This is a genomic window from Arthrobacter sp. sptzw32 (assembly GCF_059089735.1).
This window is the reverse complement of sequence record NZ_JBNHEZ010000004.1, coordinates 130490-148266: the sequence shown is the minus strand read 5'-3', so window position 1 is coordinate 148266 and position 17777 is coordinate 130490. Positions and strand designations below refer to the sequence as shown.

At 61.8% G+C, this 17777-nt stretch carries 19 protein-coding genes and 1 pseudogene; 9 read left to right on the top strand and 11 right to left on the bottom strand.

Annotation, left to right across the window (positions count from 1 at the left end):
* Nucleotides 1-116 precede the first annotated feature (116 nt).
* Complete coding sequence (locus AC5RVN_RS09640) at nt 117-722, bottom strand: recombinase family protein (RefSeq protein WP_494137773.1); 606 nt, start codon at nt 720-722, stop codon at nt 117-119.
* A 481-nt stretch (nt 723-1203) separates the two neighbouring features.
* On the opposite strand from AC5RVN_RS09640, the gene AC5RVN_RS09635 reads away from it, so the two are divergent.
* The 3 genes from AC5RVN_RS09635 (at nt 1204) to AC5RVN_RS09625 (ending at nt 3407) form a co-directional block, all read left to right on the top strand.
* Nucleotides 1204-1983 (top strand): hypothetical protein, encoded by a 780-nt coding sequence (locus tag AC5RVN_RS09635; RefSeq protein WP_494137772.1) that lies wholly within the window; start codon nt 1204-1206, stop codon nt 1981-1983.
* 741 nt (nt 1984-2724) lie between these two features.
* Nucleotides 2725-3129, top strand: coding sequence for a VOC family protein (locus AC5RVN_RS09630; protein WP_494137771.1), 405 nt, complete (start codon nt 2725-2727; stop codon nt 3127-3129).
* On the top strand, nt 3126-3407 hold the full coding sequence (locus tag AC5RVN_RS09625) for a winged helix-turn-helix transcriptional regulator (protein ID WP_493969088.1): 282 nt from the start codon (nt 3126-3128) through the stop codon (nt 3405-3407). The genes AC5RVN_RS09630 and AC5RVN_RS09625 overlap by 4 nt, the downstream gene beginning before the upstream one ends.
* Here AC5RVN_RS09625 and AC5RVN_RS09620 read toward each other — a convergent pair.
* The 3 genes and pseudogenes from AC5RVN_RS09620 to AC5RVN_RS09610 form a co-directional block, all read right to left on the bottom strand.
* On the bottom strand, nt 3378-3872 hold the full coding sequence (locus AC5RVN_RS09620) for a transposase (RefSeq protein ID WP_494137917.1): 495 nt from the start codon (nt 3870-3872) through the stop codon (nt 3378-3380). The genes AC5RVN_RS09625 and AC5RVN_RS09620 overlap by 30 nt on opposite strands.
* Nucleotides 3873-4103: 231 nt before the next feature.
* Nucleotides 4104-4262 (bottom strand): annotated as a pseudogene (locus AC5RVN_RS09615) (IS110 family transposase); the annotation flags it as partial.
* Nucleotides 4263-4848: 586 nt separating this feature from the next.
* The gene (locus tag AC5RVN_RS09610; RefSeq protein WP_494137770.1) at nt 4849-5790 is read right to left on the bottom strand and encodes a LysR family transcriptional regulator; all 942 of its coding nucleotides are present in this window, start codon (nt 5788-5790) and stop codon (nt 4849-4851) included.
* 120 nt (nt 5791-5910) lie between these two features.
* On the opposite strand from AC5RVN_RS09610, the gene AC5RVN_RS09605 reads away from it, so the two are divergent.
* From AC5RVN_RS09605 to AC5RVN_RS09590, 4 genes are all read left to right on the top strand, one after another.
* Complete coding sequence (locus tag AC5RVN_RS09605) at nt 5911-6903, top strand: DUF1852 domain-containing protein (RefSeq protein WP_494137769.1); 993 nt, start codon at nt 5911-5913, stop codon at nt 6901-6903.
* Between the two features lie 20 nt (nt 6904-6923).
* Nucleotides 6924-7970 carry a methionine synthase gene (locus AC5RVN_RS09600; RefSeq protein ID WP_494137768.1) on the top strand — a complete coding sequence of 349 codons (1047 nt, stop codon included), beginning with the start codon at nt 6924-6926 and terminating at the stop codon, nt 7968-7970.
* A gap of 2 nt (nt 7971-7972) precedes the next feature.
* Nucleotides 7973-8545, top strand: coding sequence for a flavin reductase family protein (locus AC5RVN_RS09595; RefSeq protein WP_494042523.1), 573 nt, complete (start codon nt 7973-7975; stop codon nt 8543-8545).
* A 278-nt stretch (nt 8546-8823) separates the two neighbouring features.
* Nucleotides 8824-9588 carry a YoaK family protein gene (locus tag AC5RVN_RS09590; protein WP_494137767.1) on the top strand — a complete coding sequence of 255 codons (765 nt, stop codon included), beginning with the start codon at nt 8824-8826 and terminating at the stop codon, nt 9586-9588.
* Nucleotides 9589-10239: 651 nt separating this feature from the next.
* Here AC5RVN_RS09590 and AC5RVN_RS09585 read toward each other — a convergent pair.
* Nucleotides 10240-10977 carry a GAF and ANTAR domain-containing protein gene (locus AC5RVN_RS09585; protein ID WP_494137766.1) on the bottom strand — a complete coding sequence of 246 codons (738 nt, stop codon included), beginning with the start codon at nt 10975-10977 and terminating at the stop codon, nt 10240-10242.
* Nucleotides 10978-11213: 236 nt separating this feature from the next.
* Here AC5RVN_RS09585 and AC5RVN_RS09580 point away from each other — a divergent pair, with 236 nt between their 5' ends.
* Complete coding sequence (locus tag AC5RVN_RS09580) at nt 11214-11393, top strand: hypothetical protein (protein WP_494137765.1); 180 nt, start codon at nt 11214-11216, stop codon at nt 11391-11393.
* A gap of 154 nt (nt 11394-11547) precedes the next feature.
* Nucleotides 11548-11763: a hypothetical protein gene (locus AC5RVN_RS09575; protein WP_494137764.1), complete on the top strand. Its 216-nt coding sequence runs from the start codon at nt 11548-11550 to the stop codon at nt 11761-11763.
* Between the two features lie 448 nt (nt 11764-12211).
* On the opposite strand, the gene AC5RVN_RS09570 is transcribed toward AC5RVN_RS09575, so the two are convergent.
* From AC5RVN_RS09570 to AC5RVN_RS09545, 6 genes are read right to left on the bottom strand one after another with little or no spacing between them, the layout of a single operon-like run.
* Nucleotides 12212-12742: a gluconokinase gene (locus tag AC5RVN_RS09570; protein WP_494137763.1), complete on the bottom strand. Its 531-nt coding sequence runs from the start codon at nt 12740-12742 to the stop codon at nt 12212-12214.
* On the bottom strand, nt 12739-13851 hold the full coding sequence (locus tag AC5RVN_RS09565) for an L-idonate 5-dehydrogenase (protein ID WP_494137762.1): 1113 nt from the start codon (nt 13849-13851) through the stop codon (nt 12739-12741). Before AC5RVN_RS09565 ends, AC5RVN_RS09570 begins: the two co-directional genes overlap by 4 nt.
* Nucleotides 13851-14621 carry an SDR family oxidoreductase gene (locus tag AC5RVN_RS09560; protein ID WP_494104985.1) on the bottom strand — a complete coding sequence of 257 codons (771 nt, stop codon included), beginning with the start codon at nt 14619-14621 and terminating at the stop codon, nt 13851-13853. Before AC5RVN_RS09560 ends, AC5RVN_RS09565 begins: the two co-directional genes overlap by 1 nt.
* Entirely contained in the window at nt 14618-15562 is a 945-nt protein-coding gene (locus AC5RVN_RS09555; RefSeq protein ID WP_494104984.1) for a 2-hydroxyacid dehydrogenase, read from the bottom strand. The genes AC5RVN_RS09560 and AC5RVN_RS09555 overlap by 4 nt, the downstream gene beginning before the upstream one ends.
* Nucleotides 15563-15611: 49 nt before the next feature.
* Complete coding sequence (locus AC5RVN_RS09550) at nt 15612-16361, bottom strand: SDR family oxidoreductase (protein WP_494104983.1); 750 nt, start codon at nt 16359-16361, stop codon at nt 15612-15614.
* A gap of 48 nt (nt 16362-16409) precedes the next feature.
* Nucleotides 16410-17747, bottom strand: a complete 1338-nt coding sequence (locus AC5RVN_RS09545) for an MFS transporter (protein ID WP_494104982.1) — start codon at nt 17745-17747, stop codon at nt 16410-16412.
* Nucleotides 17748-17777: the final 30 nt, after the last annotated feature.

Below are 17777 nucleotides of genomic sequence, written 5' to 3'. Positions count from 1 at the left end.
CAGCAGCTACCAAAAGACGCCCGGCACCAGCTACGCACCGTTCGCAGGCCCGGCAGACAGGGAACGCTCCCACCCCCGCAACCCAGTCGGGGTCAACGTTGGCGCGAAAAAGCGGCCTATGTGGGGCTATATGCATCCTGCTGGTCGGCAAGGGCTCGTGACCGCCTGTAGGAAGTCGCCCGGGACATTCCCAGGTCCCTGGCAACCCGCGCCGCGGGCTCGCCACCTTTAACCAGGCGGACAGCATTCTGAATTTGGCTATCAGTGACCTGGCGGGGTCGGCCGCCAAGGCCGAGGCCAGCCTTGCGACGCTTGTTAATGGAGTCCGTGACACGTTCGCGCTTGATCTCGTGCTCCATCTGCGCGAGGGCGGCCATGATCGTGTACAACATTGCGCCCATCGGTGTTGCGGTGTCGACGTCGCCACCGCCCAGGTTCAGCACCCGCAGACCGGCGCCCCTGCCGCGGAGTTCATCGGCGAAGGCGAGCATGTTATGGGTGGATCGACCGAGCCGGTCCAAAGTCGTGATGACGAGAGTGTCACCCTGGATGAGCGCGTCGAGTGCCCGATCGAACTGTGGTCGCGAAGCACGCGCCCCGGAGACTCCATGGTCGATGTATAGGTCATCGGGTCGAACGCCGGCGGCGAGTAGATCTGCCTGTTGCCGGTCGGTGGACTGCTGCCGTGTCGAAACGCGTGCATAGCCAATAAGTTTCGACACGCCTGCCTCCGAATGTGTCTCGTAACTAATGATTAGTATGCCGATTCCACCAAGGGGTTCGAGACATAGTTATGAGAATGGCCTGGTGCTGGGAAAGCCATGTGATTCCACAGGAACCAGAACCTGCGAACGCGTTGCTTTCCTCAGCCTTGGGACGCCTCGCATCTCAAGGGTTTTGGAACGGTAGGAACTTGGAGTTTGGGGTCGGGCAGCGCCTCGCGCCTCCCCTAACCACGCTCAACCTGCAAAACCCTTCGGGGGAAGGTGTCGGTGTCGAGGGCAAGACGGTCGTTCCTGGCGGCGGGATATGCCTTCTTCGCAGGTGGGCTCGCAGCAGGGATGGACATCAGCGAAAAATGGGAATTGGCGGGTGTCCCGTCTACAGTCCGTTCTGGAAGCATTCAACTTAGAGCTACAGCACGTCTAGCTCATGCAAGTCGGGTTACTACTCGAGAATTTAGTTACAGGATGATTTTGTAATATGAAAGAGATGCAGACTTTTTCGTCGTACTTCCGTTTCTTCCGCGCAGCTTGGGCCCTGTGGGTGATGGCGTTTATTTTTGCGGCAGGGATATTTTTCTCCACCTTCTCATTGACTGGTGGCTCGAACGGTTTCGAAATCGGCATCTTACTCGCCGCCGGCATACTTGGGGGCGGTTTAATTCGGGGACTCGTCCGAGAAAGTTGGGTCACCATAATTTTTGTCCTCACTGTCGTCGCGGCAAGCTTCCTTCTTTCGCAGTTTCCTGCGCCTTGGTCTAAGCTCTGGCCAGTGGTAGTTCCCGCAAGCGCAATTGGCGTGATGGTCGGTAACATCATTCGCCTCGGACTACTTCACAGTAAACAGAGGACGCCCCGGGACGTGTGGGTTGTCAATGGTGTCGAGGTGCCGCCGACCGAGACAGCGAAGGCATCGTCACTGGCGGCGCTTTCGTCTTGGGACAGCGCTGAGGCGGGGCGTTTCTTTGTCGGACGTAGTGATCGATTGTTTGAGGCTATGGGAAGTCCTGCGACGGGTTTCATCGTGCACTGCACGGCTAATTCTCAAGACGAGAGTGCGTGGCGGGTGTTGGGCTTAATGAAGGGGAAAGCAGAGTCTGAGATTTTCATTCCTACGGGTCCTGCGTTCGCACCTAGCGGCGTTGTCGTCGATCTGGACACAGCAAGTTCCGCGTTGCGGGGATTTTTCCACTACCGGGGCCCTGATCCGGAGCTTTCCTGGACCTCAGGAAATACAGTACTTGATCTGAAATTCGGCTAGGCCCTGACGAGCGGCCCTTTGCTATACCCGGACCGGTGACGCGAGTATATCCGCAGTGAGGTTGCGTTTTGATGCGCGGAAGCCGTTCAAGCGACTGACCATGACTGCCATTCGACCGCGAACCCAAGGTGCTCGTTGAACGGGAGAGAATGCTGGGCCTCAAGATCGACGTCAAACTCGACTCACTTTTGAGATGCCGTGAGAGCGTCCTGCATTAGTGTCCGTAAGTCGACCGGCTAACGGGCACATCTCGATTGCGCCTTCGTGCGCTGATCACAACATGAGGGCGAGCGGCAAGGGAGAATGTAGGAATGAGTTCACAAATGCCGGTTGCCGTCCGAGCCGCGGCCTCATGGCGGAGGCGTCGCTGGTTGAAGAGTCGTTACCGCAGCATTCGGTATGACGCGCGATTCGCCGACGGACGCGAGGAGCACGGCGTCGATTTGAACGCCGTGCTTCAAGGATCCCGCTTCCCCGCGGACTACTGGTCCACGCGGAACGGCGCGGACCTGGCCTGCCCAGAAGAAGGCACCGGGCTATGGGTGGACTATCCCTATGGTCGGCCGCTCTAGCGAGCCAAAATAAAGAACCAGTGCCCGGTGAAGTATCCCCTTACGGGCACTTAAAACCTTCTACTGGCCGAGGCGACGTGTCTCATACTCAGGCGTCTCAAATCCTTAGGGATACGAGCCAACTAACTAGATCTTGACGTCGCACTTGCATTTTGCAAGTATGAGCCGCATGAGCCTTTTCATCACCTGCCCGGTCGAGAGCGTTCAGCGCTCGACAGCCTTCTATACCGCCCTCGGCTGGACCCTCGACCCGGAAATGTCCGATCACAACGTGTCATGCTTCGCGATCGCGCCCGAGCAGTACGTCATGCTCGGCAGCCGCGAAATGTATGCGAGCGTCGGCGGCGCCGAGGAGCTCGTCGGCGGACCCGACACCCCCTCGAAGGTCACGGTCTCATTCGACCTCGGCAGCCGTCAGGCGGTCGACGAGCTCGTCGAACGCGCCGGTGCCGCCGGCGGGCGGATCGGTGATACCGACGATTACCCCTTCATGTACCAGCGCCAGTTCGACGACCCCGACGGCTACCACTACTCGCCGTTTTGGATGAAGCCGGACGACGATCCGACCGAGTGAGCGATCTCGCCGCGGCCCTCGATATCGTTGGAGCGCGGTGGGCCTTGCTCATCGTGGAGCGGCTGCTCAACGGGCCGCAGCGCTACGGCGACCTGCAGCGCGACCTCGGAGTGCCGACGAACATACTCGCGACCCGCCTGCGCGAGCTTGAGACCGCCGGTGTACTGTCCCGCCTGCCCCTCCGGCACAACACCCGGGCCTACGCGCTGACCGATCGCGGGCTCGCCTTGCGTGAGGCGATCATCGCGCTAGGACGCTGGGGCAGCGATGAGGCCTAGGCCTGGCGCGGAATCGCGATACGCTCCGACGAGTTGGCTGGGCTCTGCCGCTGCAACATTTTGGTGGGCTGGATCTATAGAGGCGTAAAGGGTGTTGAGCTGACGGTAGAGGATTCGGGCAAGGTAGCGCTTGAGGGATCTTCGAATTTCCCGGTAGCCACGGCCTTCTTGAGTGCGTTTGGCAACGTACTCCCGCGTTTCGGGATGGTGGATCATTCTCGTCATGGTGATGATGTGCAGGGCACGATTGAGTCGCCTGTCACCGCCTCTGTTGAGCCTGTGCCGGACAGTGTTACCACTTGAGGCCGGCAGGGGATTCACCCCTGCCAGTGACGCGAAGGCAGCTACGCTGCGAACCCTTCCTGGATGCGACCAAGCTGTCAGGACGGCAGCGACTGAAACGGCCCCGGCGCCCACCATCTCCAGCAGCGGGGCGGCGGGACTTTGCTGTATCAGCTCAGTCATGCGTTTCTGATTAGCAGCCAGCTGAGTGGTCACTTCGAGAACGCGGCGCGCCAACCGAATCGCTTCCTCCCGCGCAATCGCTAGTTCCATCTGCTCGTGCCTTTCCCGCCATCTGGTGATCGTGTTGATCTGGGCGGGGACCAGAGGTTTACGGGCATCGATTCCAGGATCATGTGCCCGGAGGAGGGCAATAAGTGCATTGACATTCATTGTTCGTTCCCGCGTCAGTTGATCCCGGGCTGCACTCAGGATCCTGAGCCCGGCACGGGTTCCTTCATCCCGTCGCGGAACCCGTAGTTGGGACTCCTCCAAGCCCAGGACAGCGGCTCCGATGGCTGTGGCGTCCAATGGGTCCGATTTGCCCAGCCCTCGACGGCCTCGGGCGTTCATACGTGGAGCTTCGGCGACGTTGTCACCGGCGTCGGTTATTGCCCTGCCAGACGGGCTCCATACGAGCCGATACCCTCAACAGCCCACGAACGGGCGGGTGTGCGCAACGATAGTCAACGCGGCCACCCTCCTTTCTTTCGAATGGACAAGACAAGTCGCAGCACGACCGGCGCCGGACCTGGGAAGAGTCACTTCGAGGCAAAACTGTGATGAGCCACAACCTCAGAGGCTGAGCAAGCTTCTAATCAAGCCACCGACGTGGGAAAGATCAACGCCGACCGCTCCACCGAGCGCGGACAAATCGGGGGAAACGCACCCTCAAGGGCAATTGTTTTTTCGTGTCACGCGCCGGGCAGAACGACCGGCATCAACACTGCCACCTAGTCCCAGACCAGCCACGTAAAGACTCACAGGCGTTGAAGTGGGACGAGTAGAAGTAGAGGACCGTCCCAGTCAGTCTTTTAGTGTTTGCGCAGTTGAACAAACGCAGTCATAACTCGGCCGATACAGCAATACCAGCAACCCGCTCGGCTGCAACAAATACGTCCGATCACCGAAGGAGTAAAGACCGCCCGCTCAACTGCAGTCAGTCAAGCAGCGCTACGCCGAACTCAGCGACGACGGCCCGCAATTCCCTGAGGTAGCGCTGCGCTTGGTCGGTAAGTGGAATCGCGGCGTGGCCGATCCAGCCGATCTCGATGCGTTCGTCAACGTCGAGCGGGATGGCGACGATCTCCGGGTCGAGCTGCCCGCTGATGATGCCCGTCGAGATCGTGTAGCCGTGGAGCCCGATCATGAGGTTGAAGATCGTGGCACGGTCAGAGACCCGGATCTCCTGCTTGCTGGACATGGTGGAGAGAATCTCCTCGGCGAAGTAAAAGGAGTTGTTCGCGCCTTGATCGAAGGTTAGCCGCGGCAAGCCGGAGAGATCAGCGAGAGTCGCACGCTCTTTAGAGGCGAGCGGGTTGTTCCTTGAAATGAAAATGTGCGGATCGGCGAGGAAAAGCGGAGTGAACGCGAGCCCGGATTCCCGGAGCAGCTTGTCGATGACCTTCCGGTTGAAATCGTTCCGGTAAAGGATGCCTATCTCGCTGCGGAGCGTCCGGACATCCTCGATGATGTCCCAGGTACGGGACTCACGCAGCGAGAACTCATATTCGGCCACATCAGTGGCCTTGACCATCCGGACGAAGGCGTCCACTGCGAAGGAGTAGTGCTGCGTTGACACCCCGAGCAGACGTCGCCGCGGTGGCCTACCGAGATAGCGCTGCTCGAGGAGAGCGAACTGCTCTACGACCTGCCTCGCGTAGCCGAGGAACTCTACCCCGTCGGCGGTGAGGGTGACCCCGCGGGCGGAGCGAACCAGGAGCGAACGGCCAACCCGGGCCTCAAGGTCTTTCATCGCGGCCGACATTGTCGGCTGCGCGACGTAGAGAAGATCGGCGGCCGCGGAGATGGACCCCTCAGCTGCAACTTCTATGAAGTAACGGAGCTGCTGTAGGGTCAATCCGCTCGAAATCTGAGGCATAGGAGGATTCTATATGTATGCATAGTAACCACTAGTTACTTGATACCCCTCGGAAGGCTGCACCATAAATACATCCCCTTCGAAAAGGCCGGCCCCGGCCCACCAACGGATTGGCAGCGCATGGCAGACGACTTCACCTTCAGGATCACCACGACCCCCTTCGACGAGAACTACTCCCCGTCGGAGGGCTCGCGGATCACGACGAATTTCGCCAACCTGGCACGGGGCGAGCACCGCCAAGAGAACCTCCGCAACGCCTTGACCATGATTCGCCGCCGCTTCAACGATCTCGCAGACTGGGACAACCCGGACCGGGACCGTTACACGCTCGAGCTTGAGATCGTCTCTGTGCAGATAGCGTTCTCCGCGGAGGGTACGGATCAGCAGTTCCCGCTGTTCGAGGTTCTCGACATCCAGATCGACGACCAGCTGAACGGGGTCCGCCACCAAGGGATCGTGGGGAATAACTTCTCCTCCTATGTCCGCGACTTCGACTTCAGCGTCGTACTGCCGGCGGCAGCAGGGGACTCAGGCAAGCCCACCGTTCCCGGGGACTTCGGCGATCTTCACGGCAAACTGTTCCAGCACTTCCTCGATTCCCCGGCATGCCAGGAACGCTTCCCGCAGCCGCCAGTGGTCTGCATCAGCGTCTCCACGAGCAAGACGTACCGGCGAACGGAGAACCGTCACCCGGTCTTGGGCGTCGAGTACCAGCAGGACGAGTTCTCGCTGACGGACGCATACTTCGCAAAAATGGGGCTGCAGGTCCGGTACTTCATGCCACGCGGCAGCGTTGCGCCGCTCGCCTTCTATTTTCGCGGCGACCTGCTCAACGACTACTCCAACCTGCAGCTCATCGGCACGATCAGCACCATGGAGACGTTCCAGAAGATCTACCGCCCGGAGATTTACAACGCGAACTTCGCCGCCGCCCACGTCTACCAGCCGAGCCTGGGAGAGCAGGATTACTCGCGGACCCAGATCGCTTACGACCGGGTCGAGCGCAGTCAGCTCGCGATCACGCAGGCGAAGTACACGGAGGAACACTTCATCACGCCCCACAAGGATCTATTGGACCAGTGGACCGCCAAATACCCCGCTCTCGTCAATTGACCCACGGAGAATCGTCAATCATGAACACACTTTTGCCCACCACCGTTGTCGGAAGCCTGCCGAAACCATCGTGGCTCGCACAGCCCGAGACTCTGTGGTCCCCGTGGAAGCTGGAGGGAGATGCGCTGCTCGAGGGCAAGCAGGATGCTCTGCGCATCGCGCTCCACGAACAGAGCCGACGCGGCATCGACATCGTCAGCGACGGCGAGCAAACCCGCCAGCATTTCGTCACGACCTTCATCGAGCATCTCAGCGGGGTCGACTTTGAACAGCGCAAAACCGTGCGCATCCGTGATCGCTACGACGCGAGCGTGCCGACCGTCGTCGGAGCGGTGCGCCGCGAGCGGCCGGTATTCGTCGGAGATGCGAAGTTCCTCCGCGCAGCCACCGACCGGCCGATCAAATGGACTCTTCCCGGTCCGATGACGATGGTGGACACGCTTTACGATGACCACTACAAGAGCCGCGAGAAGCTGGCCTGGGAATTCGCCACGATCCTGAACCAGGAGGCGAAAGAACTAGAGGCGGCCGGCGTGGACATCATCCAGTTCGACGAGCCCGCGTTCAATGTCTTCCTCGATGAGGTCAAGGACTGGGGCGTGGCTGCGCTTGAGAGAGCGGCAGAAGGGCTGCGTGCGGAGACCGCCGTGCATATCTGCTACGGCTACGGGATCAAGGCGAATACTGACTGGAAGGCGACGCTCGGCTCACAGTGGCGGCAGTACGAGGAATCGTTCCCGCTGCTGCAGAGCTCCAGCATCGACATCATCTCGCTGGAATGCCAGAACTCCCACGTGCCCATGGACCTCATCGAGCTCCTCCGCGGCAAGAAAGTCATGCTCGGGGCAATTGACGTCGCAAGCGAGACCATCGAGACCCCGGAGGACGTCGCCAACACCCTCCGCAAGGCCCTGCAGTTCGTTGATGCGGACAAGCTCATCCCCAGCTCTAACTGCGGCATGGCACCGTTCCCCCGGGACGTCGCACTGGCCAAGCTGAGTGCTCTCAGCGCAGGGACGAACATCATTCGCGAGGAACTCGACCGCTCTACACCCAGGGTGTCATAACGATGTTTCACGCCTACCCCGCAGACACTTGGCTCGAAGCTCCGAAGCAAAGCTTCCCGCCCTCCCTCTCGGCCGACGAATTCAAAGCACTGTTCCGTGGCCACCCAGGAGGAGTCGCCGTCATCACGGCTGATGCCGGCGAAGGACCGGTGGCACTGACGGTATCGTCGGTCGTGTCAGTGAGTGCGGAACCTCCGTTGCTGATTTTCTCGGTGTCGGCACTGTCCTCCGCGTCCGAGGTGCTTTCGCGCGCCGAAACCGTCGTCGTGCACCTGCTGGACGCGCACGACGTCCACCTGGCGAAGTTTGGAGCGACCCCCGGCGCCGACCGCTTTGACCAGACGCACCGCTGGTCGGCCCTTGCAACCGGCGAAGCGGTGTATGACGATGTCCGCGCTTGGTTGCGCTGCGCCGTCATCAATCGCATGGAGATGGGGACCTCCACAATCATCGCCGTTCACGCCCTGGAGTCCCGCGTGATGCGTGACGTCCAAGCGGGCGAACCCGGCGACGCTCTGGTCTACCACAACCGTTCATGGCACCGTCTGGGCGAAGATTCCAAGCTTGAAGGCTGAGTGCCGCGCTAAAAATGCCAGGCAGCAAGCCGAACGGCTCACGACGGCGGGAGCGCAACTCCCGCCGTCGTCCTCGTCAACATCGGAGCGTCCATCGACTTCCTGAATGGCTCGGATGCAACCCTGTTCTACACGCATGCGACGCTTCGGTTCGCCCTCGAGAAGCTCCTACCGAAAGCCTTAACCCGGCGTAATTGTCCAGAGTTCTTTGGACAATTAACGACGGTCACACCTCCCGCCAGGCTGCAGCCCTTCAGAATCATTCAGGAGATTCAAAAATGACCACATCCCCCTATACCCCATCTGCCGCACTCGGTGCCGGACTTGGTAATCAAGCAGACGAAGCACAGGTCCTGGCCGAGAAGCACTGGAATGTGCAGTTGCTTGGGCTCCTAATGGTCCTGACTTTTGGGACTGGGATTGTCGATGCAGTCGGTTATCTCGCCCTTGATCACGTCTTCATCGGAAACATGACGGGGAACGTGGTGATACTGGGCATGGCCATGGCGGGAGCAGATGGCCTTCCAGTGTTAGGTCCTCTATCAGCGATGGTGTGTTTCTCAATCGGCGCCGCGGTGACCGGGCTGGTACTGAGAAAACGATCTGCGGAATGGCGCCTGCCAATCACGGTGCTGCTGCTTGTCGCAGGGCTCATTCTTTGCTCCGTCGGGGCCCTAGCCTCCCTGGTCGGTAGTAGCCTTTCCACCGATGTCCGAGTGATCATCTCTTCATTGGCGGCAGCTGCTATGGGAATTCAGGCATGTGTAGCCCGAAAGCTCGCGGTCCGGGAAATGACAACCGTGGTCGTCACCTCCACCTTAACCGCGTTGTCGGGTGAGCTTTTCCTCGTAAGGGGGCACAAGGGATTGCTGAACAGGAGAAGTGCTGCGATTGTTGTGCTTCTTCTTGGGGCGGCTCTTGGCGCGCTGCTTGCCGGCGCCGGAGCCGGCCCTGCTTTGATCGTTTCCGGAGCCCTGATAGGTGTTGTGGCATTGCTGGGGCAATGGGGAGCCCGGATTCATCGTTCCCGTCTATCTACCTGAGCGGGAGGCGCCGAAGAGGCAAAGAAGGGGCGGCCTCCACCAAGCGAAGCCAGTAGCCTCTGGTAAGGGCAAGTTGAAGCGTATTCGACTGCGACCGTTCCTGCCTTTCAATCACTGTTGGGGCCTCGTTTGGTAGAGCCCATACCGTTACCGCCTGAACTCGCTGAGTCCGGAAACCTAGTAGACCGGCGGAATATCCTCCGCTTAAAGCACACCCCAACCTGACAAAGGGCTCCTTGCTGGACTGCAGAAGCAGTGGGGAAACGATCCTGCGCTCCGCTGTAAAAAGTATGTTTGCCGCCGCCCACAGCCCGGGACAATCCTCATAGGTTATCCACCGCTACTGCTACCACGGAGCTACCCGAACGGCTCCCACTTCCAGCCGTGGATAACCTGAATTGACTTCAGCCATGGGCGGAATCAAAGTCGCCACAAGCTCCGGCCACGTGATCAGCAAGCACGGTTTGCCCTGCCGTGGCAGGTTGACGTAATTTCCATTATCGGCGTTCGAAATTGGGCGGGGGAGTGGCCCGAAAAGGGGCTGCGTCCGACACCGTTGCTCGGCCTTTTGGCCCGGAAGATGTGCCGCTAAAGGGGCGGTCAGCTAAGGCGGCGCGCCACGTGGTTATCTACCGGGTCCGCCCCGGTGTGTTAGTCCTGGAAACGGAGGGAACCGTCAGGAGTGACGCCCAGGCGGGCGATGATGTCCGCCGCCACATCGTGGAGTTTTTGGTTCCGGTGGCTGGACGCTTTGGCCAGGAGCTCGAACGCCTGGTCATGGCTGCAATGGTTTTGGGCCATAATCACGCCGCAGGCGGAATCGATCACGGTACGGGTCGCCATTGCAGTTTTTAGGTCAGCGTTCAGCTGCTCCACGGTCTCGATCCGGATGGCCAGGCGGAGGGTGCTGCCTGCAACGTGCGCGAACGCGGCTGCTTCGTTGATGACTTCGTCAGTGAACATGCCCGTAGTGGGGGCGAAAAAGTTCAGGACCGCCTCGGAAGTCTCCCCTAAATCCATCGGGACGCCCAGGGCGCTGTTGCACCCCTCGGTGGCCAAGGCCCGGCTGTAGTGGGGCCATTTTGTGTCGGTGGATACGTCAGCCAGGAGCACCGGGTGGCCCACGTCCAGGGCGTCAAGGCATGGTCCTTGGGCCAGGCTCTGTTCGATGTGGTCAAGCATGACAGCCTTGTCGCTGCTGCCTGCGACGGTGGCGGTGCGTTTACGCCGGCGCAGGGTCAGTGCACAGTCGATCGTTTCGCCGGCTGCCTTGCTGACCGCGTCCGCCGCAAAACCGGTTAGGCCGTTCAAAATCGTTTGAATGTCAGCACTGCCTGCCACCAGTTCGTGCAGGCTGATGATGTGCTCTGCGTGTCCGGTGGAGTTCATGAGCCTAATCGTAGGAACTCCCCTGCCCCAGGTCATCTCCCCGCACCCCCTAACCGTGCTCGTCGGTACCTTAGGACAGATGCGCTCCCCGGCCGGAATATTTTGCACTCCCTGTTGGCTGACGCACCGCAGTCCCGTACCCTCTAATTAGTAAGTATGCTGACCAACAGGCAGGCGCTGCCCGCCACGATGATCAGGTAACAGCGATAAGTGAGCCACGGCAGACGGCACGAGGCTTGATAGAACTCAACATCATCAGCATCGAAGGCCTTTGGTTGAGGTACTGGGGAAACGGCGGGAGAGCCGACGTCTTCGACTTCGAGGCCCACGTGTATGAGATTCAGGAACCTCCCCCGTTTGAACTCACCATTCTGGCCTGGGCAATGGAAGACCTGGAAGCAGACTTCCCACATTAACCTCCAACTAGGGACCCGGGACGGCGTCCATGAGGAAGACACAGCTGAAACTTCATCGACTGCCCTAAGCCCTGCACTTACAGCCCTGCACTTACAGCCCCGCATCGACCCGCTTTAGCCCGGTTCAAACTACAACCCCCACCGGGAGTGAGATGTGACTCGCCGCTTTCACCAATACCTCACTATTGAACAGGCAGCCAAAGCGCTGAACATCGACGTCAACGAAGTATTGGCAATGCTCAACAGCGGTCAGCTGCGCCGCTCCCCCAGCCGAGACGGCAAGGCGGATCTGGTCAATTCCACCGACACCGAACTGGCCAAGCAACGACTTGAAACCCTCCGCCACCTCGACGGCGACATACAGCAATAGAACCGCCCGCGTGGCAGGAATCAAGGGCCTGTTTCGGGCTTGGACAGGCTGACGGAGTATTTATTATCGGCGCTTGAAAATGGGTGGGGGAGTGCCCGTAGAAGGGGCTGGTTCCTGCCCTCATTTCGAGGAGTATTCGTCCGATGCTCCCTAGCCGCAGCCGCTCAGCAAGCGTCCGGTTCGCCGAGGTTTGTCAAGAGACAGGGCAAGCAGCCTCAAATGTCATCAAGGCCAAAAAGCCCGGAGGGTGATCGGACTTCGCCCTGCGTTTTCGCTCGGCGGTGGCGCGCTGCTCCTGAAATCGACGGACGGTGCCCTCAATGAAACGCCATGCCTTCGGTTCGGGCAGCCGTAAACAAACGGGACGGAATTGGCGATGTGGTAGCTGGACGAATGCCAAGGCCGAGCTGGGTGCTCGGGTACTGCGCTTCGCAACGTAAGGGTCCTGTCAAGAAGTGTGAACCTTGCCTGGCAAATCGACCAGCTGCCGCACGATTCGATTCACCAGCGACGCTGGATCCTGGTGGATGTCCACGGCAATGTGCGGTTCATCGGATCCGAGCGGTTCAAGAGTAGCGAGCTGGGAGGCGAGGAGGCTCCCTGGCATGTATTCGTGTTTCCTGCTGCTCAGCCGGTCTGAAATGGTTGCTGCGTCACCAGTGAGATGGATAAACACTGTATCAGGGGCGAAGTTGCGCAGCAGGTCCCGGTAACTGCGCTTAAGCGCGGAGCACGCGATGATGCATGACGCCGCTTCCCCGGCAGGGGTTGCCAGCGCCGTGCCGATTTCGGCGAGCCAGGGCCCGCGGTCATCGTCGTTCAGGGGAATTCCGCCGGCCATTTTGGCCTTGTTTGCGGTTGGGTGGAAGTCGTCGCCGTCGAAGAACGGAACGCCGAGCCGCTCCCCCAGTAGGGAACCGACGGTTGACTTCCCGCACCCCGAAACGCCCATTACCACCAGGGGCGGCAGCTGGCTCATGACGCGCTTCCCGCGCCGAAGCTGAGGAGTACTTTGCCGGATTCGGCGGAGTTCCGTGCGACGTCGAAGGCCTCGAGTGCCTGCTCCACGGGGTATTCGTGGGTGATGACGGGGTCGATGTGCAGGGTGCCGTCGGCGAGGGCGGCGATGACGTCGTCGATCTCGTCGTTGAACCGGAAGGAACCCTTCAGCTCCAGTTCCCGGGTGATCGCCAGGGAGATCAGCACCGGTTGCGGGCCGGTGGGCAGCAGGCCGACCATCACCACGGTGCCGCCGCGGGTTGCGCCCTGGATCGCGGAAGCCAGGCCGTGGTGGTTGCCGGAGGATTCGATGACGATATCGGCCTCGACGGCGGCGATGGCCTCAGCGTCGCCGGCCTGCAGCACGTGGTCCGCTCCCACGGCTGTGGCAATTTCTAGCGGCTTGTCGTGCATGTCGACGGCGGTGATGCGGCTCGCGCCGGCCCGTTTCAGGACCGCGACGGCGAGGGCGCCGATGGGGCCGCTGCCGATGACGAGTGCCGTTTTCCCGGCGATTTCCCCGGCCCGCGCCACGGCGTGCCAGGCCACGGAGGCCGGTTCGATCAGTGCGGCGGTGCGCAGGTCGATGCCGGGTGGCAGTGTCCGCAGCATCCGGGTGGGGAGGTTCACGTACCGGCTGAACGCGCCGTCTTTGTGCGGGAACCGGGCGGCACTGCCCAGGTAGGTGCAGCCCGGGGACAGGTTGGGCCGGTCCGCCGGGTACCGGGCAGCGCCCGGACCGGGTGTTGCCGGATGGACCGCGACTGGTGTTCCGGGAAGCGGCCCGGTTCCGTCGGCAGCGGCTTGGATAACCGTTCCGGAAATCTCATGCCCCAAGACCAGTGGTGCCTTGAGGATGGATTCGCCGGCGGCGCCGTGCAGCCAGTAGTGCAGGTCCGAGCCGCAGATGCCGCCGTAGTGCACCTCGATAACTGCTTCGTCCGGGGCCGGGGCGGTGAGGGTGAGTTCGTCGATCCGGAGGTCACCGGCGGCGTGGGCAACGACTGCAGGCCCGGTAACAGGAAGGACAGGGTTGGGAAGGGACTGCACGCTTACTCCTGGTTCCGGCAGGGCTTCGGTGAAGGCCATCAGACCACCACCGTCATTCCGCCGTCGATAAAGATGGTCTGGCCGTTGACGAAGTCCGAGCCGCTGGACGCCAACCAGACGGCGGGCCCGGCCAGGTCCTGGACCGTCCCCCAGCGGTTCGCGGGGGTCCGGCCGAGGATCCAGGAGTTGAAGGCCTCATCGTCCACCAGGTTCTGGGTCATCTCGGTGTGGATGTAGCCGGGTGCGATCCCGTTGATCTGCAGACCGGACGAAGCCCATTCAGCCGTCATGGCACGGGTGAGGTTCCGCAGTCCGCCCTTGGCCGCGATGTATGGGGCGATGGTGGGCCGGGCCAGGTCGGTCTGGACAGAGCAGATGTTGATGATCTTGCCGTGGCCGCGGGGAATCATAAAGCGCGCTGCTTCGCGGCCTACCAGGAAGGCACTGGTCAGGTCGGTGGAAATCACCCGTTCCCAGTCCTTGACGTCCAGGTCCAGCATGGGCACGCGGTGCTGGATGCCGGCGTTGTTGACCAGGATCTCCAGTGGCCCCACGTGTTCTTCCACCCACGCGACCCCGCGGGCGGCCTCGGCGTCGCTCGTGACATCGAACGCCACGCTGTGCACCCGGCCGGGGGCGAAATCGGCAGCCATGGCGGCAGTTGCAGCCTTGAGCCGCTCCTCGTTGATACCGTTCAGCACCACGGTGGCTCCCGCGTCGGCCAATGCCCGGGCCAGCGCGTTGCCGATCCCCCGGCTGGAGCCGGTGACCAGGGCGACCCGGCCCGTCAGGTCAAAAAGTGAGGTCATGAGAACGGGCCTGCCTGCACCAGGTTGACCGGGGTGTGTCCGGCGGCGAGGGCTTCGAGCTGCTTCCGGAGGAGTTTGATGATCCGCGGCTGGAACGCGGAGGCGTTGCCGCCGACGTGGGGCGTGATCAGGGCGTTAGTGGTGGACCACAGCGGGTGGTCCTGTGGCAGCGGCTCGGGATCGATGACGTCGATGGCGCACTGTAGGCGGCCGGAGAGGACTTCCTTGGTGAGGGCAGCGGTGTCGACAACGGAGCCGCGGCCTACGTTTACCACCAGGGCGCCGTCCGGCAGGGCCGCGAGGACCTCTTCGCCGATCAGCTGGTGGGTGTGTTCGTTCAGCGGGAGCACCGAAACGAGGATGTCGTGGGTGGCGGCAAGTGTGGTCAGTTCTGAGGACGCGTGCACCTCACCGTGCTCATCGGTGCGGGCTGAGCTCCCCACTCGGGTGACGGTGACTTCGAAGGGCTCGAGGCGGCGGGCGATCTCGTGTCCTATCCCGCCGATGCCGACCAGCAGCACGCGCCGGTCCGCGAGGGACTGGCGCCGTTCAGGCCGCCAGAGGCCGTATTGCTGGTCCCGGACTGCTTGGTCGATGCCGCGCAGTTTCGCCAGGATCAGCCCTATGGCGAGTTCCGCGGTCGCCGCCGCGTGGACTCCGGAGGCGTTGGCGACGCCGGCCGCCGGGCCGGCAGCCTCGATGACGCCGTCGTACCCGGTTGACTGCGTCTGAACGAATTTCAGCGACTCGACCTTGGCGAGGGATCCCAACACGGCGCCGGCATCGATGTACGGGAGGATGACGCCGTCGATTTCGCCCATTGTCCCGCCGTCGGGATCCGCCTTCAGGTCCCAGACCACTCCGCGCAGCCCTTCGGGAAGGGGTGAGAGATCGTCGAGGAGCTGCCGGTCGGGGAAGCTGACTGTACGGACTGTTTGCATCGGGAAACCTATCAGTCGGGCGGTTATCGGTGGAGGGGCAGGGCCGCGGTTAGCGCCTGTTGAAGGTGAGGCCGCCGGGAACCTGGAACGTGGGCATCAGCTCCAGCATGCCAACGTTTACGTGCCGGGGTGTTTCGATGGCGTAGTCCATGGCGTTGACGATGTCATCGGTGGTGAGCGATTCGTAGCCTTCGTAGTAGGTCTTCCATGCCTCTTCCATCGCTTCGGGCGTACCGCCCATGTTGCGGCCGAAGATCTCTGTCTCGACGCGTCCGGGGCAGATTTCGGTGACGCGGATGCGCCTGCCCACGGTGTCGTTGCGGAGCTGCCGGGAGACCTGGTGCACCGCGGCTTTAGTGGCGTGGTAGACCGTGTGGCCGTAGAAATTGTAGGTGCCTGCGATGGAGCTGACGTTGATGATGTGCCCCAGGTCGCGTTCCACCATGCCGGGCAGGACCAGCCGGGTCAGTTGGAGCAGGCCGCGGAGGTTGACGTCCACGAGTTCGTCGATGTCGCTCTCGCTCGAGTCCAGGATGTTGCCGGGGCGGGAGACGCCTGCACAGTTCACCAAAACATCCACCTCAAGGTTCCCGACGGCAGCGGTCAGCGCCGCGGTGTCCGTGAGGTCCACGACGTGGGGAACCGCCCCGGTATTGTCCGCCAGTTCCTTCAGGCGCCCTTCGTTGCGTGCCAGGGCGTGGACCGTGAGGCCGCGCTTGGACAGGCGTTCGGCTATCGCGGCGCCCATCCCGGTCGACGCGCCGGTGACGAGGGCAGTTGAGTAATCGGAAAAAGACATGGATAGCTCCTATGGTGCAGTCGAAAACTGCTGGATGAAGGTGGAAGGTTAGGCGTCGCGGAGGGGCAGGTGTGCCCGGTCCTTGACGGTGCTGACGGCGGCCAGCGTGCCCAGCGCGGTAATCACTGCGTAGAAGGCGGGCATGTAGATGTTGCCCGTGGAGGAGATCAGCCAGGTCATCAGCAGCGGCGCTGTACCGCCGAAGAGTGCCGAGGAGATGTTGTAGCCCAAGCCGTAGGCCGAGTACCGAACGCGGGTGGGAAAGAGTTCCACGATCAGGATGTGGATCACTGCCGTGTGTCCGGCGAAGACCACCGCCATGATCGAGGCACCTAGGATGGCGAAGGCCATCTGGCCGGTGGCGATCAGGGCGTAGGAGGGGATGCCCAGGACGGCCATGGCGATGGCCGAGCCGGCGATGACCTTCTTGCGGCCGACGCGGTCCGAGAGGGCGCCCATGAAGGGGATGGCGATGCAGATAACCACCAGGCTGCAGGCGGTGACCAGCAGGGCCTCACCGATGGTGAAGTTGAGCTGCTTGCCCTTCAGGAACGTGGGCATGTAGGAGAACAGGACGTAGTAGCCGGAGCCGTTCATCAGCGGGATGAAGAGGGCCAGCAGCATGGCGCGGCGGTGTTCCGCGGAGGCGAAGGCTTCCTTGAGCGGGTTGGCGGACAGCCCGCCTTCTTCCTTGAGCTTTTCGAAGTTGGGGGTGTCGCTGATGGCCTTGCGGATGTACCAGCCGATGATGCCCATCGGGATGGCCACCAGGAACGGGATGCGCCATGCGAACGCGCCGAATCCGCCGCCGTCGATGGCTGCCTGGGTGAGCCAGGGGGACATGGAGTAGGCAACCAGCGTGCCGGTGAGGAGTGCTGCGAAGGAGGCGATCTGGGCGTAGGAGGTGATGATGCCGCGCTTGCCTTCGGGTGCGTGCTCGGCGAGGAAGGTCATGGCGCCGGCGGCCTCACCGCCGACGGAGAAGCCCTGCAGCATGCGGAGTAGGACGAGCAGGATGGGGGCCGCGATGCCGATGGCGGCGTAGCCCGGCAGCAGCCCGATGCCAGCGGTGGCCACACTGATCAGGAGGATGACAAAGACCAATAGCTTTTGCCGCCCGATCCGGTCTCCCAGGTATCCGCAGACAACCGCCCCGAGGGGGCGGACGAAGAAGGAGACGGCGTAACCGGCGAAGACGAAGAGTAGGGCGTTGTCCGGGTTTCCGGGCGCCAGGAAGACGAGGGCGAGCGTTCCGGCCATGAAGGCGAAGATGCCGTTGTCGTAGAGTTCCACGAAAATACCGACGCAGCCGGCAGTGACGACCTTGCGGGTCTGCTTGTTGCTGAGCCGCTCTTGCGGCTGGGCCGCGTGCGTAGAGGTGGACATGTCTTTCCTTACTTAAGGGATGGTAACAAT

Excerpts from the sequence above, each read along its gene's own strand:
- AC5RVN_RS09545 (WP_494104982.1), bottom strand. The coding sequence starts at position 17,747 with ATGTCCACCTCTACGCACGCGGCCCAGCCGCAAGAGCGGCTCAGCAAC.
- AC5RVN_RS09610 (WP_494137770.1), bottom strand. The coding sequence starts at position 5,790 with ATGCCTCAGATTTCGAGCGGATTGACCCTACAGCAGCTCCGTTACTTC.
- AC5RVN_RS09565 (WP_494137762.1), bottom strand. The coding sequence starts at position 13,851 with ATGGCCTTCACCGAAGCCCTGCCGGAACCAGGAGTAAGCGTGCAGTCC.
- AC5RVN_RS09605 (WP_494137769.1), top strand. The coding sequence starts at position 5,911 with ATGGCAGACGACTTCACCTTCAGGATCACCACGACCCCCTTCGACGAG.
- AC5RVN_RS09595 (WP_494042523.1), top strand. The coding sequence starts at position 7,973 with ATGTTTCACGCCTACCCCGCAGACACTTGGCTCGAAGCTCCGAAGCAA.
- AC5RVN_RS09635 (WP_494137772.1), top strand. The coding sequence starts at position 1,204 with ATGAAAGAGATGCAGACTTTTTCGTCGTACTTCCGTTTCTTCCGCGCA.
- AC5RVN_RS09620 (WP_494137917.1), bottom strand. The coding sequence starts at position 3,872 with ATGACTGAGCTGATACAGCAAAGTCCCGCCGCCCCGCTGCTGGAGATG.
- AC5RVN_RS09585 (WP_494137766.1), bottom strand. The coding sequence starts at position 10,977 with ATGAACTCCACCGGACACGCAGAGCACATCATCAGCCTGCACGAACTG.
- AC5RVN_RS09600 (WP_494137768.1), top strand. The coding sequence starts at position 6,924 with ATGAACACACTTTTGCCCACCACCGTTGTCGGAAGCCTGCCGAAACCA.
- AC5RVN_RS09590 (WP_494137767.1), top strand. The coding sequence starts at position 8,824 with ATGACCACATCCCCCTATACCCCATCTGCCGCACTCGGTGCCGGACTT.
- AC5RVN_RS09555 (WP_494104984.1), bottom strand. The coding sequence starts at position 15,562 with ATGCAAACAGTCCGTACAGTCAGCTTCCCCGACCGGCAGCTCCTCGAC.
- AC5RVN_RS09630 (WP_494137771.1), top strand. The coding sequence starts at position 2,725 with ATGAGCCTTTTCATCACCTGCCCGGTCGAGAGCGTTCAGCGCTCGACA.
- AC5RVN_RS09570 (WP_494137763.1), bottom strand. The coding sequence starts at position 12,742 with ATGAGCCAGCTGCCGCCCCTGGTGGTAATGGGCGTTTCGGGGTGCGGG.
- AC5RVN_RS09550 (WP_494104983.1), bottom strand. The coding sequence starts at position 16,361 with ATGTCTTTTTCCGATTACTCAACTGCCCTCGTCACCGGCGCGTCGACC.
- AC5RVN_RS09560 (WP_494104985.1), bottom strand. The coding sequence starts at position 14,621 with ATGACCTCACTTTTTGACCTGACGGGCCGGGTCGCCCTGGTCACCGGC.